Annotated in this window: 12 protein-coding genes; 5 read left to right on the top strand and 7 right to left on the bottom strand. The window is 34.1% G+C overall.

Annotated features, from left to right (window positions below):
- The first annotated feature begins 94 nt into the window (after positions 1 to 94).
- The 4 genes from MNO09_RS02590 (at position 95) to MNO09_RS02575 (ending at position 5,427) form a co-directional block, all read left to right on the top strand.
- Positions 95 to 1,648 (top strand): ABC-F family ATP-binding cassette domain-containing protein, encoded by a 1,554-nt coding sequence (locus tag MNO09_RS02590; RefSeq protein ID WP_000055399.1) that lies wholly within the window; start codon positions 95 to 97, stop codon positions 1,646 to 1,648.
- Between the two features lie 94 nt (positions 1,649 to 1,742).
- On the top strand, positions 1,743 to 3,206 hold the full coding sequence (locus tag MNO09_RS02585) for an ArnT family glycosyltransferase (protein WP_241950082.1): 1,464 nt from the start codon (positions 1,743 to 1,745) through the stop codon (positions 3,204 to 3,206).
- 829 nt (positions 3,207 to 4,035) lie between these two features.
- The gene (locus MNO09_RS02580) at positions 4,036 to 4,419 is read left to right on the top strand and encodes a GtrA family protein (protein ID WP_000413287.1); all 384 of its coding nucleotides are present in this window, start codon (positions 4,036 to 4,038) and stop codon (positions 4,417 to 4,419) included.
- A 36-nt stretch (positions 4,420 to 4,455) separates the two neighbouring features.
- A complete protein-coding gene (locus MNO09_RS02575; RefSeq protein WP_001170707.1) occupies positions 4,456 to 5,427 on the top strand; it encodes a glycosyltransferase family 2 protein in 972 nt (323 codons plus the stop codon).
- Between the two features lie 30 nt (positions 5,428 to 5,457).
- Here the strand turns inward: MNO09_RS02575 and MNO09_RS02570 are convergent, their stop codons facing one another.
- Positions 5,458 to 6,330 (bottom strand): TetR/AcrR family transcriptional regulator, encoded by an 873-nt coding sequence (locus tag MNO09_RS02570; protein ID WP_000659622.1) that lies wholly within the window; start codon positions 6,328 to 6,330, stop codon positions 5,458 to 5,460.
- A 143-nt stretch (positions 6,331 to 6,473) separates the two neighbouring features.
- On the opposite strand from MNO09_RS02570, the gene MNO09_RS02565 reads away from it, so the two are divergent.
- On the top strand, positions 6,474 to 9,590 hold the full coding sequence (locus MNO09_RS02565) for an efflux RND transporter permease subunit (RefSeq protein WP_001031850.1): 3,117 nt from the start codon (positions 6,474 to 6,476) through the stop codon (positions 9,588 to 9,590).
- Positions 9,591 to 9,615: 25 nt separating this feature from the next.
- On the opposite strand, the gene msrB is transcribed toward MNO09_RS02565, so the two are convergent.
- The 6 genes from msrB to lytS form a co-directional block, all read right to left on the bottom strand.
- Complete coding sequence (gene msrB, locus MNO09_RS02560; protein ID WP_000290183.1) at positions 9,616 to 10,581, bottom strand: peptide-methionine (R)-S-oxide reductase MsrB; 966 nt, start codon at positions 10,579 to 10,581, stop codon at positions 9,616 to 9,618.
- Between the two features lie 91 nt (positions 10,582 to 10,672).
- Complete coding sequence (locus tag MNO09_RS02555; protein WP_078183542.1) at positions 10,673 to 11,716, bottom strand: AI-2E family transporter; 1,044 nt, start codon at positions 11,714 to 11,716, stop codon at positions 10,673 to 10,675.
- A 327-nt stretch (positions 11,717 to 12,043) separates the two neighbouring features.
- The gene (gene lrgB / locus MNO09_RS02550; protein WP_000168858.1) at positions 12,044 to 12,736 is read right to left on the bottom strand and encodes an antiholin-like protein LrgB; all 693 of its coding nucleotides are present in this window, start codon (positions 12,734 to 12,736) and stop codon (positions 12,044 to 12,046) included.
- A 34-nt stretch (positions 12,737 to 12,770) separates the two neighbouring features.
- Positions 12,771 to 13,202 carry an antiholin-like murein hydrolase modulator LrgA gene (gene lrgA / locus MNO09_RS02545; protein ID WP_000104908.1) on the bottom strand — a complete coding sequence of 144 codons (432 nt, stop codon included), beginning with the start codon at positions 13,200 to 13,202 and terminating at the stop codon, positions 12,771 to 12,773.
- A gap of 133 nt (positions 13,203 to 13,335) precedes the next feature.
- Complete coding sequence (locus MNO09_RS02540) at positions 13,336 to 14,076, bottom strand: LytR/AlgR family response regulator transcription factor (protein ID WP_000921819.1); 741 nt, start codon at positions 14,074 to 14,076, stop codon at positions 13,336 to 13,338.
- Positions 14,054 to 15,823 carry a two-component system sensor histidine kinase LytS gene (gene lytS, locus MNO09_RS02535; RefSeq protein WP_000933595.1) on the bottom strand — a complete coding sequence of 590 codons (1,770 nt, stop codon included), beginning with the start codon at positions 15,821 to 15,823 and terminating at the stop codon, positions 14,054 to 14,056. Before lytS ends, MNO09_RS02540 begins: the two co-directional genes overlap by 23 nt.
- Between the last annotated feature and the right edge of the window lie 88 nt (positions 15,824 to 15,911).

Here is a 15,911-nt window from a genome sequence, read left to right as displayed (position 1 = left end):
TCAATTACATTATATATTTTTGAAATGATAGCATTATATCGAAGAATTTAGTATCATGATTCAAGACACTATTTAGAATTGAACGGAGGACATTATGAGCTTATTAACTGTTGAAAAATTAGGCCATACATTTGGTGATCGTACATTATTTAAAGATGTATCCATGCGCTTACTCGCAGGAGAACACGTTGGATTAGTTGGAGCAAACGGTGTTGGTAAATCAACATTTATGAATATAATTACTGGTCAGCTTATCCATGACGAAGGTCGTGTAGAATGGACGCCTGGTACAAATTACGGTTACTTAGACCAACATACCATTTTAACACCTGGTCGCACGATCCGTGACGTATTAGCAGATGCGTTTTTACCTTTATTTGAAAAAGAAAAAGCTTTAAATGAAGTTACAGAAAAAATGGGAACTGCTACACCAGAAGAATTAGAGGAGCTTCTTGAGCAAATGGCGGAAATTCAAGATGCCCTTGAAGCAGGTGGCTTCTATTTATTAGATATGAAAATTGAAGAAGCAGCACGTGGTCTTGGAATTGATGCAATTGGTCTAGATCGTGATGTTGCGGCGTTAAGTGGTGGACAACGTACAAAAGTATTACTTGCAAAGTTACTACTTGAACAACCAGAAGTATTACTATTAGATGAACCTACCAACTATTTAGACGTTGAACATATTCATTGGTTAACAAATTATTTAAAAGAATATCCACATGCATTCCTATTAATTTCCCATGATACGGAATTTATGAATAAATGTGTCGATGTTATTTTCCATCTAGAGTTTACAAAAATGACGCGTTATACAGCGACATATGAAAAATTCCTAGAACTAGCGGAAATTAATAAAAATCAACATATTAATGCTTACGAAAAACAAAAAGAGTTTATTAAAAAACAAGAAGATTTTATTGCGAAAAATAAGGCTCGCTACTCAACGACAGGTCGTGCAAAGAGTCGTCAAAAACAACTCGATCGTATGGAACGTATCGACCGTCCTGAAACAGCAATTAAACCTGAATTCTCATTTAAAGAGAGCCGCGCAAGTAGCCGATTCGTCTTTGAAGGAGAAAATGTAGAGATTGGATATACACATCCGTTATTACCAAAATTAACAATGACAATTGAACGTGGTGAAAAAATTGCAATTGTTGGATGTAATGGTGTCGGTAAGTCAACACTATTAAAAACGATTTTAGGTAAAATCAAACCATTAAGCGGAAAAACAAGTCTTGGTGACTTCTTAAACCCATCATACTTCGAGCAAGAAGTAAAAGCTGATAATGTAACACCAATTGATGATGTTTGGAATACATTCCCTAGCTTAGACCAACATCAAGTACGTGCAATGTTAGCGAAATGCGGTTTAAAAAACGAACATATCTCTCGTCCACTGAATCAATTAAGCGGTGGCGAACAAGCAAAAGTTCGTTTATGTAAACTAATGGGCGAAGAAAGTAACTGGCTACTCTTTGATGAGCCAACAAACCACCTTGATGTTACAGCAAAAGATGAGCTAAAAAAAGCGATGAAAGCATACAAAGGAACAATTCTTCTTGTATGCCACGAACCAGACTTTTATGAAGATTGGATAACAAAAACTTGGGATGTAGAAAAATGGGCCCAAGAAAATTCTTAATTTCCTAAAAAACATCCCTTTACACTGCTATTTAGCGTGCAAAGGGATTTCGTTTTAAAATACCATAAAGTTTGATAAGGAGTTTTTATATATAATGCAAAGTACATTTTTTCTAAAACTCAATACATTTTTTGTGAAATGTTTATTAGTACTATGTCTAATTATTTCTGCAGCTATTACATTGGACTCAGTATCCGTGGTTAGAGCACAGGCCGACACTCGTTTACTTATTATAATCCCAAGTATCATTTTAATAAGCCTTCTATTTATACTCATTGGCTATATTGCCAATAAATATATGTCAAAACTACTATTCACTATTTCGCTTATCATTTTAGCCTTCTCTATTCGATTCATCTGGTTTCTTAATATCCAAACTCCTATCGAATCAGATTTTGCTATGATGTACAATGGAGCCGTGCAAGCAACTAAAGGAGATTTTAGTTTTGCTCAAAGCATATATTATACTTCTTGGGTTTATCAGCTTGGATTTACAATGTACCAAGCTTTGATTATTAATTTATTCGGTGAGGGGACTTTCTTTCTAAAGTTCTTAAATGTGTTATATTGCACAGGAACAACATTATTAGTTTACAAAATAACTTCTCACATATTTAATGAGTGGACTGGACGCGTGGCGGGATTAATATATGCATTATATATCCCAAGTATTGTATTAAGCTCAGTCCTAACAAATCAACACCTTGCCACATTCCTATTTTACCTTGGATTTTATTTATTAATTACAAAAGGCTTAAGCCATAAATATATGTGGATTTTTATAGGGATATCGCTTTCTTTAGGAGACATTATGCGCCCACTTGGTGCTATCATCCTAATTGCAGTAACTATTTATTTCTTTTTACACGGTATGTTAGGGAAATCGAAACGAGATATTTTCACTTCTATTAAAAAACTTTGTGGGATTTTCATCGTATTTTACCTTGTTCATTACATTATAAGTTATTCATTTATATCTGCTGGAATTACACAATACCCACTATCCAACCGTGATCCTCTCTGGAAATTCACAGTAGGACTTAACCACGAAACAAAAGGTGGTTATTCTACAGCGGATGCAGAATATATGATGTCCTTTGAGATTGGCGAAGAACGAAAAGCTGCTGAAAAGAAACTGATTCAAGAGCGATTAGCTGATCCACAGAAGGTTTTATCGTTATTCGGTGATAAGTTTACACTCATGTGGGCAGATTACGACTCCGCCCCATCATGGAGCCTACTAACACTAGGGAACACAGATAATAATATGATTACTTTACAAAATGACCTTATGAAATATGAAAAGTATATGTATATGACAGCTATGCTATTTGGTACGCTAGCACTTCTATATCTCATATTTACTAAGCAAAACAACACGCATTACACAATATTTTTACTATTAATAATCGGTTATGTAACTGTTCACTTCTTGATTGAATACCAAACAAGATATCGATACTTTATCATTCCTAGCTTTACAATCATTCAAAGTTATGGACTATATTTGTGCTATCGATTTATATCAAACAGAAAAACCTCCAAAGTACAAAATTAAACTTTAACCAGTGAAGAGTTAATCATCAAAACACATTAAAACGAACTAAAAAGGCATGAGCCCGGTGCAATACCGAGCTCATGCCTTTTTATGTATATCTACATCCTCTTTTTTATTGTAAGCATAATTTATACCAAATGTAGCAAAAATGATCATTGAAATTGTATCTGCACAATGATATCTTGATGCCACTTCTACTAACAACTATGCCATTATTAAACCTATCGCATATAAGTAAATAATAAAACATGGCATAATCAACTAATGGTTCAATTGGTAGCTAAGCACCCATGCTAATTTAACCACAAAACAAACAATTACTAAAACGAAAAAGCATTTTTTTATTTGATTTTTCTAAAGGCAGCGAACCTTTTCTAAGAATAAAACTTCCCACTATAGATAATAATAAATCACCCACTCATACTGTTACATAATTATACTTTTGAGTATCTGAAAAATAATTACTAAGTAATATTGAAGCAAAAAAACGGAGATGATATATACCGCACTTGCAGAGAACAAAGACCGTCCTTAAAAAACCAATTACAAAAACATAATGAATCTGTAGAGATATTCATTTCCATCAAAAGCTTAAAACACTCATTTTTTTGTTTATAATATCCCTTTTTAATTGGCAACAGCAAATAAATCATATATATCTACATTTTGCTTACAATTACTGTTTCCTTCTAATTATTCAAAAAACACTCTAATCAAAATAAATAACGTTTCAGCATAAAATATGCTATAATAAGTATTTGTTATGTACGAATAACCTTTCTACATTTCCTGTTTTATTTATATATTTTATAAAGATGAGGATACTATTATGGAGAAACTCTTAAAGTTTGGTTTAGTAGGAATCTTTAATACGCTTATTACAATTATTAGCTTTTGGATATTATTAAAATTTGGGATGAACTACCTTATTGCAAATACCATTGCCTATTCAATTGGTGTTGCCAATAGCTACTATTGGAATAAAAATTGGGTGTTTAAACCTAATAATAAAAGCACGTCAATGTTCTTTAAATTTCTAACTGTAAATTTAATTGTATTTGCTTTTAATACATTATGTTTATTTATATTAGTAGATAAACTTACCTTTAATGCGTTAATTGCACAGATTTTCGCAATTGGTGTCGGAATGGTTATAAATTTTGTCCTTAATAAAATTTGGACATTCAACCAAACTGAAAAGGCTACTAATTAAACTTAAACAACTTATTAAAAATACGGAGGATACAACATGCAAAAATTAATTTCGGTTGTAGTTCCTATGTACTTCGAGGAAGAAGTAGCACAGGAATGTTATAACCGTTTAAAGTCCGTTATGCTTCAAAATGATATTAATTACGAGTTTGTCTTTGTAAACGACGGTAGCACAGACCGTACAATGGAAATCTTATCTGAGATTGCAGCAAATGATTACCGTACAAAAATCGTTAATTTCGCACGTAACTTTGGACACCAAATAGCTGTTACAGCTGGTATTGCTGCTGCAAAAGGTGACGCTATTGTAATTATCGATGCAGACTTACAAGATCCACCTGAAGTTATTCCTGAACTTATTGCAAAATGGGAAGAAGGATATGAAGTTGTTTATGCGAAACGTAAACAACGTAAAGGTGAGACTTGGTTTAAACTTTTAACAGCTAAATATTTCTATAAATTCTTAAACTACATGTCTGATATCGATATCCCAAAAGATACTGGTGATTTCCGAATCATCGATCGCAAAGTAGCTGATGTTTTCAATCAAATGACTGAACGAAATCGCTTCATCCGCGGTATGATGTCTTGGGTTGGCTTCCGTCAAACGTATGTTGAATATGAACGCGATGAGCGCTTTGCTGGTGAAACAAAATATCCATTAAAGAAAATGATTAAATTTGCATCAGATGGCATTATTGCATTTTCAACAAAACCATTACGTATCGTTATGACTTTAGGTTTATTATCAGTTCTTATTTCAATAATCGTCTTACTATATACAATTACTGTAAAAATTATTGGTACTGGTACTCAAACAGGTTGGGCATCTATTATGGTTGCTATTACATTCTTTAGCGGTATTCAGTTACTTGGTCTTGGAATCGTTGGCCAATATATTGCTCGTATTTATGACGAGAGTAAAAACCGTCCGATTTATATCGTAAAAGAAACAATCAATATTGAGCAAGAAGAGACTACACAAACAAAAGAAAAAGTGAATGCATAATAAAAAAGGTAACAATGAAAACCATCATTGTTACCTTTTTATATTGTAATACCCCATAATCCTCAAACGAAATTCTTTTAAATTTGGATATATCTCTAAATTAGATAACATCCCTTGAATGATCGGGATCCTTGGATTTTGCAATCTCATTTCTGCCTCCAAAACATCTAATGTAACAAGCAATTCCTCATCTTCTAGTTGATCAGCTAATGTGCGTTTAAAAACAATAATTTCTTTTAAAAAGTGTTCCTTAACCTGCTCCTTAATAAGCTCTGATTTGCAAAGAAATTCTCCAAGCTTTTCTTCATGTAACACAGGTTCTTCCGAAGATTCTACCAATCCATCTACTAAATCATCTACTCTTTTCAAAATAAAAGCAGAAACATAAGATAAGTCAATTTCCGGTGCTTGTAAAATGATTAGTTCTAAATATCCACGGCATATGCCTTCTACCATAATGACTAAATCTAATAAATAAGGCATAACCTTTTCACCATAAATAGACAATAAACTATTCCGATAAAATGCGTGAGACTCTAACTTCATTCTCATCATAAACTCTTCTACTTCTTTATTAAAAGGTATAGCATTTTCCCTCGCATGCATAATAATAAATTCTTTATGCTTTTGTATATCATTAAACTGGCAATGCAATTGTTTTGCAAATTTTTCACGCGGCAATAACGATTCTTTTTCAATATCCATCATTTTATTTTGAATCTTGTCATAGTAATATCGAAGTGTTGCTAATAAAAGTTCCTCTTTCGATTTAAAGTATAAATAGAAAGCTCCCTTAGATATGCCACAAGCGGTCACAATTTCCTGTACTGATGTCGCATTTACACCCTTAGTCGCAAATAACTTCATAGCCATCTCTATAATTAAACGCTCTTTTTCTTTCATATCATGTCTCTCCTAAATTTAATCTCGCATCTTATTATGAATTTATTATACCATCCCTTTTCATTGACGACTGACCAATCAGTCAGTTATATTATGTATTAGACTGACCAGTTGGTCAATACAATACAAAAGGGAGCGCAAACATGAACAAATTCATTAATTTCTCGTTAAAAAATAAGTTCGCAGTTTGGCTACTAACCATTATTGTTACCATTGCAGGTATTTATTCTGGGCTGAACATGAAGCTGGAAACAATTCCTGATATTACAACACCAATTGTAACAGTAACCACGGTTTATCCTGGTGCTACACCAGAAGAAGTAGCTGACAAAGTTTCAAAACCGATGGAAGAGCAACTGCAAAATTTAAGTGGTGTAAACGTTGTTAGTTCATCATCTTTTCAAAACGCATCTTCTATTCAGGTAGAATATGATTTTGATAAAAATATGGAAAAGGCTGAAACAGAAATTAAAGAAGCTCTCGCAAATGTGAAATTGCCAGAAGGTGTAAAAGACCCGAAAGTTTCACGTGTAAACTTTAATGCCTTTCCAGTTATTTCGTTAAGCGTAGCAAGTAAAAATGAATCTTTAGCTACCTTAACTGAAAATGTAGAGAAGAATGTTGTGCCAGGATTAAAAGGACTTGATGGTGTTGCATCTGTTCAAATTTCAGGTCAACAAGTAGATGAAGTACAACTTGTCTTCAAGAAAGATAAGTTGAAAGAATTAGGTTTAAGTGAAGATACTGTAAAAAATGTAATTAAAGGATCGGACGTATCTTTACCACTTGGCTTATATACATTTAAAGATACAGAAAAATCGGTTGTTGTAGATGGGAATATTACGACAATTAAAGCATTAAAAGAATTAAAGATCCCGGCCATACCTTCATCACCTAGCGGTCAAGGTAGTCAAAACGCTGGAGCTGGTACACAAACACCGCAAATGAATCCAGCGGCTATGAACGGGATTCCGACAGTTACATTAGACGAAATTGCTGACATTAAAGAAGTTGGAAAAGCAGAATCTATTTCTCGAACAAATGGAAAAGAAGCAATTGGAATTCAAATTGTGAAAGCTGCTGACGCGAATACTGTTGATGTTGTAAATGCAGTGAAAGATAAAGTAAAAGACCTTGAGAAAAAATATAAAGACTTAGAGATTATTTCAACATTCGACCAAGGTGCACCGATTGAGAAATCAGTAGAAACAATGCTGAGCAAAGCCATTTTTGGTGCTATCTTTGCGATTGTTATTATTATGCTGTTCCTACGAAATATCCGAACAACATTAATCTCTGTCGTTTCCATACCACTTTCTTTATTAATTGCTGTATTAGTCATAAAACAAATGGATATTACGCTTAATATTATGACACTTGGAGCAATGACAGTCGCTATTGGACGCGTTGTTGATGACTCCATTGTTGTTATTGAAAATATTTACCGACGAATGTCGTTATCAGAAGAGAAACTGCGCGGAAAAGATTTAATTCGTGAAGCTACGAAGGAAATGTTTATCCCAATTATGTCTTCTACCATTGTAACAATTGCTGTATTCTTACCACTTGGACTAGTAAAAGGTATGATTGGTGAAATGTTCTTACCATTTGCCTTAACTATCGTCTTCGCTTTATTAGCATCGTTACTAGTAGCTGTTACAATCGTGCCGATGTTAGCTCACTCTTTATTTAAAAAAGAGAGCATGAGGGAAAAAGAAGTACATCATGAAGAAAAACCAAGTAAATTAGCAAACTGGTATAAACGCATACTTGCATGGGCTTTAAATCATAAAATCATTACATCAAGTATCGCTGTCCTTCTATTAGTTGGTAGTCTTGCACTTGTTCCAATTATCGGCGTAAGTTTCTTACCATCTGAAGAAGAAAAAATGATCATTACAACGTACAACCCTGAACCAGGTCAAACGTTAGAAGACGTTGAAAAAATTGCAACGAAAGCTGAGAAGCACTTCCAAGATAATAAAGACGTCAAAACAATTCAATTCTCATTAGGTGGCGAAAACCCAATGAGTCCTGGTCAATCAAATCAAGCAATGTTCTTCGTGCAATATGATAACGACACGAAAAACTTCGAAAAAGAAAAAGAGCAAGTCGTTAAAGATTTACAGAAGATGTCTGGAAAAGGCGAATGGAAAAACCAAGACTTCGGAGCGAGTGGCGGTAGTAATGAAATTAAACTATACGTTTACGGAGATAGCTCGGAAGACATTAAACCTATTGTAAAAGATATTCAAAATATCATGAAGAAAAATAAAGACTTAAAGGATATAGACTCTAGTATTGCAAAAACATACGCAGAGTACACTTTAGTCGCGGACCAGGAAAAACTAAGTAAAATGGGTCTAACGGCTGCACAAATTGGAATGGGACTTTCTAATCAACATGATCGCCCTACTCTGACAACAATTAAAAAAGACGGTAAAGATGTCAACGTATATGTAGAAGCTGAAAAACAAAATTATGAAACAATCGATGACTTAACAAATCAAAAAATTACAACTCCACTTGGTACTGAAGTGGCTGTGAAAGATGTGATGACTGTAAAAGAAGGTGAAACTTCGAATACAGTGAAACACCGCGATGGCCGTGTTTATGCGGAAGTAAGCGCAAAACTAACATCTGATGACGTTTCAAAAGCATCTGCTGCTGTTCAAAAAGAAGTAGATAAAATGGATCTTCCTTCTGGCGTAGATGTTTCTATGGGCGGTGTTACAAAAGATATTGAAGAATCATTCAAGCAACTTGGCTTAGCGATGTTAGCTGCGATTGCCATTGTATACTTCGTCCTTGTCGTTACATTTGGCGGTGCCCTTGCACCATTCGCAATTTTATTCTCGCTACCATTCACAATTATCGGAGCTCTTGTTGCCTTATTAATCTCTGGTGAAACGTTAAGTGTCTCTGCAATGATTGGTGCACTTATGTTAATCGGTATCGTTGTAACAAACGCTATCGTACTGATCGACCGCGTTATTCATAAGGAAAATGAAGGGCTATCAACACGTGAAGCCTTATTGGAAGCCGGTGCAACACGCCTTCGTCCTATTTTAATGACTGCAATTGCAACAATCGGTGCTCTTATCCCGCTTGCATTAGGATTTGAAGGTAGCGGCTTAATTTCTAAAGGACTTGGTGTAACAGTAATTGGTGGATTAACAAGTTCAACGTTATTAACACTTCTTATTGTACCAATCGTTTATGAAGTATTAAGCAAGTTCAAAAAGAAAAAAGTAAAATAAAAAAATAACCTCGCTAATTGCGAGGTTATTTTTTATTCCCAAATACAACTAGAAAATCACCATATCCTTCTTTCTCTAATTCCTCTTTTCGGATAAATCGAAGGGCTGCGGAATTAATACAGTAACGAAGACCATTTGGTCCTGGGCCATCTGGGAATACATGGCCTAAATGTGAATCTCCCTCTTTGCTTCTCACTTCTGTACGCGTCATATTATGACTGACATCCATTTTTTCTTTCACACTTGCTGACATAACTGGCTTCGTAAAACTAGGCCATCCACACCCACTATCAAACTTATCTAAAGAAGTAAATAACGGTTCTCCTGAAACGATATCTACATAAAGACCTTCTTCATTATGATTCCAATACTCATTTCGAAATGGTGGTTCTGTACCATTTTCCTGTGTGACATAAAACTGCATCTCATTGAGTTTTTCTTTTAAATGAGTATTATCTTTTGGCCAATGTTGTTTAATAAAAGCATCTCGTCCTGATCCTTTACGGTATAACTCATAGCGGAATGTGTTTTTCTTATGATACCCTTGATGATATTCTTCAGCTGAATAAAATGTAGCAGCTGGTAAAAGTTTTGTCGCAATTGGCTTTGAAAAGCGTCCACTCTTTGCAAGCTCTTCTTTTGAAGCCTCTGCTTTTTTATGTTGTTCTTCATTATGATAAAAAATTACTGTTTCGTAAGACTGTCCACGATCGTGAAATTGTCCTCCTATATCAGTCGGATCAATTTGTCTCCAATATATATTTAATAACTCTTCATACGGCATTTTATTTGCATCAAATGTAATTTGTACTGCCTCATAATGTCCCGTCGTTTCTGAACATACTTCTTTATACGTTGGATTCTCTTTATGACCACCTGTATAGCCAGAAACAACCTGTATAATCCCTTCCATCTCTTCAAATGGCGAAACCATACACCAGAAGCATCCTCCAGCAAATGTAGCTAACTCTACCTTTTCATTTACAGCCATTATTTCACCCCTATTCTATCTTCTGCTTACAGTATGGCATAAAAAACATCATGTTATAAAAGAAAAAGCATCGAACATCGATGCTTTTTCTTTACTTCACCTTATTTTTTCTGGCTTCATGCTCCATTTCATCACTTGTCACATCTAAGACATCTAATAAGAAAATGAAGATTGGAATACCGATAATTAATCCCCATACACCTAAGAAGTGTTCTGAGAAGATTAATACCATAAATGTATAGAAAATCGGTAAGTTTGTTTTTTGCGACATGAACTTCGGATTTAACACGTAACTTTCAAGCGCATGAATTACTATTACGATAATTAAAATATAAACAACGTACATAATACCGCCAATATTGTAAGCAATCATACAAAGGGGGAATAACGAAATGATAACCCCAGCTACTGGAATTAAACCGAGTAAGAAGATCATTAACGCTAAACCTAATAATTGCGGGAATCCTAATATCCATAGTGCAATAACGGATAAAACACAGTTCACAACTGCAATTAAAAATTGTGCTTCGATTACTTTTCCGAATGAACGTGCAAATTTCTTACCGAAGTACTCAATTTCAGTATAGAAAATTGCAAGTCGGCTTTCTTTAAATTTTGCAGTAAAAGCAACGATCCGAGCTTTCTCCAATAAGAAAAATAAACTTAAAATTAAAGAAAGTAACACTTGAAGGCCAAATTTCCCAACATTCGTAATCGATTTATACAAAATGTCAACGCCTTGTCCTACATATTTCGAAAGTTCCATATGATTGACAGCATTCACTGCATACTTAATTAATTCACTATCCGGTGGGTTTCTTAAAAATACGTTAAATTGATAAATCAATTGTGAAATTTGTATCGTTAATACTGGTAAATATTTAAATAGCGTAATAGCAATTCCACCAATTAACATTACATATAGAAATGCTATAATAATTTTTCTGTTAATAGGCATGAAATGATCTAATTTGCGAGAAATAAACTTTTGGAATCGATCCATTAAATATGTGAGAATAAACGTAATTAAAATTAAATTCAACATACTTTGCAGCCCGTATAACACGAGAGCAAGTATTACTAATACGAGAAACCTCTGAAATCCTTTGCTTTGAAACAGGTTTTTTATTTGCATAATCGACGAGTACTCTCTCCTGTCCTATAAAGTAAAACGTTAATAAGTAGATTTTTTCTCTCTTCTCTACCTTTAATTATTTATTCATATAAAGATTTTTATAAGCTTATTATAGATCTCTCTTAGCAGATCCTATAGTAGCTTACTTCTTATTTTACAATACAATGACCTAATTCAAAACGTATTCTACACAGTATTAATGAAGATTTAAGGAAACTTACATTTTATTAGAATAGGTCTTACCACTACTGTAACATAAAAAGCAAGCTATCAGTAGAAATCTGTCCTACAAATAGCTTGCTTTTCTCATTTTTTAAGTAAGTTTTACTAGCCAATGAATGGCATAAACATCGGTATGACAACTACAGTTACAACCCCTACTACTGTTACAGCAATACTTGCCATAGCTGCCTCTACTTCACCCATTTCAATTCCTACTGCCACTCCTAATGCGTGACCTGCTGTTCCAAGTGCTAAACCTTTTGCAATTGGATGTTTTACTCTAAATGTTTTTAAGAATAATGCTCCTAATGCGTATACAATAACCGCGTTAAAAATAACTGCAAACGATGTAATTGCTGGTATACCACCAATACTTTCAGAGATCGGTAATGCAATTGCTGTTGTTGCTGCTTGTGGTAACATTGAATTCATTACTGCTGTATCTAGACCAATCGCTTTTGCAACAATGAACACGACAATTACTGAGCAAATAGATCCAACCACGATAGCCGATAAAATTTGCCACCAATATTTTTTTAACTTATCCACTTGTTTATATAATGGAATTGCAAACGCGATTGTTGCTGGTTCTAAGAAGAAGCTAATCATTTTTCCGCCAGTATTATATTCTTCAAAAGTAAAGTTACCTACTTTTAGAAAGACAATCCCTAATACCATCGCTACGAATAATGGTGTGAATAAGAAGAATCCTTTTGAATGCTTAAATAATAATGTTCCGATTCCGTATGCGATTAATGAAATGACGATTCCGAAATATGGAGTCATTGTGCTTGCCATGTTCATTCCCTCCTAACAATATATATTAAATTGGTTACGCAACTTTTCCGTGCTTGCGTCCTTTATTTACTACTTTCAATTCTTTCGTATCTTCTATTTCTTTATCGTCTTTTCCTAAAATAAATTGTGCAAATAATCCTGTTACAGCGAGTAAAATAATTGTTGCGACAACAATTACAGTTAAAATTTGTACAAAATATTGTCCCATTACACCGAGAGAATTAATAACCGAAATACCTGATGGAACGAAAAGGAATCCGATAATACCTGTTAAAGCCGTTCCGAGTGATTCAACTTGTTCCAATTTAATAACTTTTAAACATAATAGGCTAAATAAAATGACTAACCCGATTACTGATGAAGGCATCGGAATTGGTAAATGCGTTGCAATAATATTAGAAACTAACATAATAGCTGAAAATATGAATGCTTGTGATAAGAAACTATATACTTTTTTCGTACTCATTTTGGCCACCTCTTTCGATTTGGTACCTTTATTGTATAAGATAAAAATAAAACTGTAAGCGTTTACACAACAGAACGTCAAATATACAAAATTAGTTACAAAAATAGGCAGACGAAATACAAAAAGCTACTTCTTAAATACGAAGTAGCTTTTTGAGTTCTTTTGCATATGTACGGCTAACAGGTACTTTTGATCCTTCTTTCATAATTAAATTATATGTAGAATTGAACCATGGTTGTATTTCCGTAATATGATTAATATTTGCAATAAAACTGCGATGGACACGCATAAAACTTGCTTGCGGCAACTTCTTTTCCAAAATGACAAGTGTATCATGTGTTACATATGTTTCTCTCATCGTTTTTACTGTCACTTTTCCGTCCACAAGTCCTACATATATAATATCTTCAATATTCACAAGTACAATCGATTCTTCAATTGGTAATGCTAATTTATGCATCTCGGTCGTTACGTCTACACTCTTTACTTCTTGTTTCGTTTCTAATTTTATTTGTTTTTGCTTTTTATATTTCTTTAATGTCTGTACGATACGCTCTTCATCGAACGGCTTTAAAATGTAGTCTAACGCATCTACTTCAAATGCTTGCAACGCATATTGATCATAGGCCGTAGCAAACACAATTGCAGGTGGATTTTTCATCTTCTTTAATATATTTGCGATTTCAAATCCGTTATCATCAGATAACTGAATATCTAGGAACACAATATCTGGTTTATTTTGCATTAGCTCTTCTAATGCATCCTCTACACAATCTGCCTCACCAATTATCTCTACTTCTTTCGTTTGCGCTAATAAATATTTCAATTCATCACGCGCTAACATTTCATCATCAACTACTAATACTTTTAACACTCCGTTTTTCCTCCCCTACTTTTTTCGGAATTACAAAGAGGAACTTTGTCCCTTGCTCTAATTCACTTTCAATTTGAAGCATTGTCTCTTTCCCAAATAACCCGATAAGTCGTTCATTAATATTATATAAAGCTGTTCCAGTCCCTTTCTTTGATGGAACTACCATTTTTCCTAATTGTCCTAGACGTTCACTCTCAATTCCTTGTCCATTATCTTGGACTTCAAAATGCACCATCCCCTCTTTTTCAAACACATGTACTTCAACTTCGCACACCGGCTGCTTTTTCGGAAAAGCATGGCGCAATGCATTTTCAACTAATAACTGCAGTACAAATGGTGGAACTAAGGTCGTCTTTAACTCTTCCTCAATGTACATCTTCACTTCATACTTATTCGGAAACCTCGCTTGTTCTAACGATAAATATGCATGTACATGATTTAACTCTTGTTCTAATGGAATAAGCAATTGGCGTGCCCCTTGCAAATTACAACGAAAATACACGCTAAGCTGCAATAATAATTTTCTCGCTTTTTCTACATCTGTTCGGCATAAAGCCGATACAGTATTAATTGCATTAAATAAAAAATGCGGATTGATTTGTGCTTGTAACGCTTTTATTTCGGCATCTTGCAATAACTTACTTTGTAACTCTGCTTCACCTAACTCAAGTTGTGTAGAGAATATTTTTGCTAACCCTTCTGCTAATTCCTCTTCCACACGACTTAACTGGCTAGAATTTTTAAAATATAATTTTAATGTCCCAATTGTATTTCCATGTGAAGTTAGTGGAATAACGATTGCCGCCTGCAAAGGGCAGCCTTCATGTTGACAATTAATAACCTCACGCGATTTCGCTTTCATTATTTTTCCTGTGTTCAACACTTCTTTCGATAAACCAGTTATTAAACTATGTGAAGGAATATGGTGATCTGATGCTAATCCAACGTGAGCTAATATTTTCTCTGTATCTGTTAAGGATACCGCATCTGTTCCCGTAAAGCGGTGAATAATTTGTGCCACATGTTTACAAGAATCCTCTGTTAATCCACGGCGAAAATATGGTAATGTTTTGTCAGCAATTCGTAATACTTTATGCGTTTGTAAAGCTTTCGCATTTTCTTCCTGGCGCAAAATAGCTTGTATCATAGAAAGTAAAATAAAACTCCCGAAACTATTTACAAGTATCATTGGTATCGCAATTGTTTTCACGATACTAATCCCATCCTCTACGATTAATAGGATCATAATCATCTCTAAAGAAACGATAAACACACTTAAAATCGCTGAAAATTTAGGCGTAATTGCACGATTATATTTTTTAAAAATGTATCCAATATACCCCGTTATAACACCTGCTAAAATTGATGAAATTGCACAGCTTAGCGCTGTCGTCCCGCCAAGCATATAACGGTGAATACCCGCAATCGATCCCACTCCAATGCCGACGATAGGACCACCAAGCAATCCACTAATTCCAACACCCATAATACGTGTATTCGCAATTGTACTAGATGACGAAACACCTTGTAGCCAATTTTCTTTCATAATTGTATTCCCGGCAATTTCAATTCCTGTGTAATTGCTTACAATTGTAAACACTGAAAAAATACAAATAAGCTTAAGCTTATCTACATATCCATCTTGTCTATGAAGAAGGCGCCTGAACGTTTTAATATGAGAAAGTAAAAATCCTAAAATAACAATAAGTCCAACACGTTCAATCATCATAAGTACTAAATTTAGCATCTGTGATTCATTCCTTTTTATATGAGTTAGTTTTATTATGGGAAAATAATGAAGTGGGCGTCAAGGAGAATGAAGTATCTTTTGAAAT

Source organism: Bacillus sp. N5-665, from assembly GCF_022637375.2.
In the GTDB taxonomy this organism is placed as follows: Bacteria; Bacillota; Bacilli; order Bacillales; family Bacillaceae_G; genus Bacillus_A; species Bacillus_A wiedmannii.
The sequence above is the reverse complement of the archived record's forward strand: the minus strand, read 5'-3'. Positions and strand labels throughout refer to the sequence as shown.

Bases quoted from the DNA above. Each gene is read 5' to 3' on its own strand.
- MNO09_RS02590 (WP_000055399.1), top strand. From the start codon at position 95: ATGAGCTTATTAACTGTTGAAAAATTAGGCCATACATTTGGTGATCGT.
- MNO09_RS02585 (WP_241950082.1), top strand. From the start codon at position 1,743: ATGCAAAGTACATTTTTTCTAAAACTCAATACATTTTTTGTGAAATGT.
- MNO09_RS02580 (WP_000413287.1), top strand. From the start codon at position 4,036: ATGGAGAAACTCTTAAAGTTTGGTTTAGTAGGAATCTTTAATACGCTT.
- MNO09_RS02575 (WP_001170707.1), top strand. From the start codon at position 4,456: ATGCAAAAATTAATTTCGGTTGTAGTTCCTATGTACTTCGAGGAAGAA.
- MNO09_RS02570 (WP_000659622.1), bottom strand. From the start codon at position 6,330: ATGAAAGAAAAAGAGCGTTTAATTATAGAGATGGCTATGAAGTTATTT.
- MNO09_RS02565 (WP_001031850.1), top strand. From the start codon at position 6,474: ATGAACAAATTCATTAATTTCTCGTTAAAAAATAAGTTCGCAGTTTGG.
- msrB (WP_000290183.1), bottom strand. From the start codon at position 10,581: ATGGCTGTAAATGAAAAGGTAGAGTTAGCTACATTTGCTGGAGGATGC.
- MNO09_RS02555 (WP_078183542.1), bottom strand. From the start codon at position 11,716: ATGCAAATAAAAAACCTGTTTCAAAGCAAAGGATTTCAGAGGTTTCTC.
- lrgB (WP_000168858.1), bottom strand. From the start codon at position 12,736: ATGGCAAGCACAATGACTCCATATTTCGGAATCGTCATTTCATTAATC.
- lrgA (WP_000104908.1), bottom strand. From the start codon at position 13,202: ATGAGTACGAAAAAAGTATATAGTTTCTTATCACAAGCATTCATATTT.
- lytS (WP_000933595.1), bottom strand. From the start codon at position 15,823: ATGCTAAATTTAGTACTTATGATGATTGAACGTGTTGGACTTATTGTT.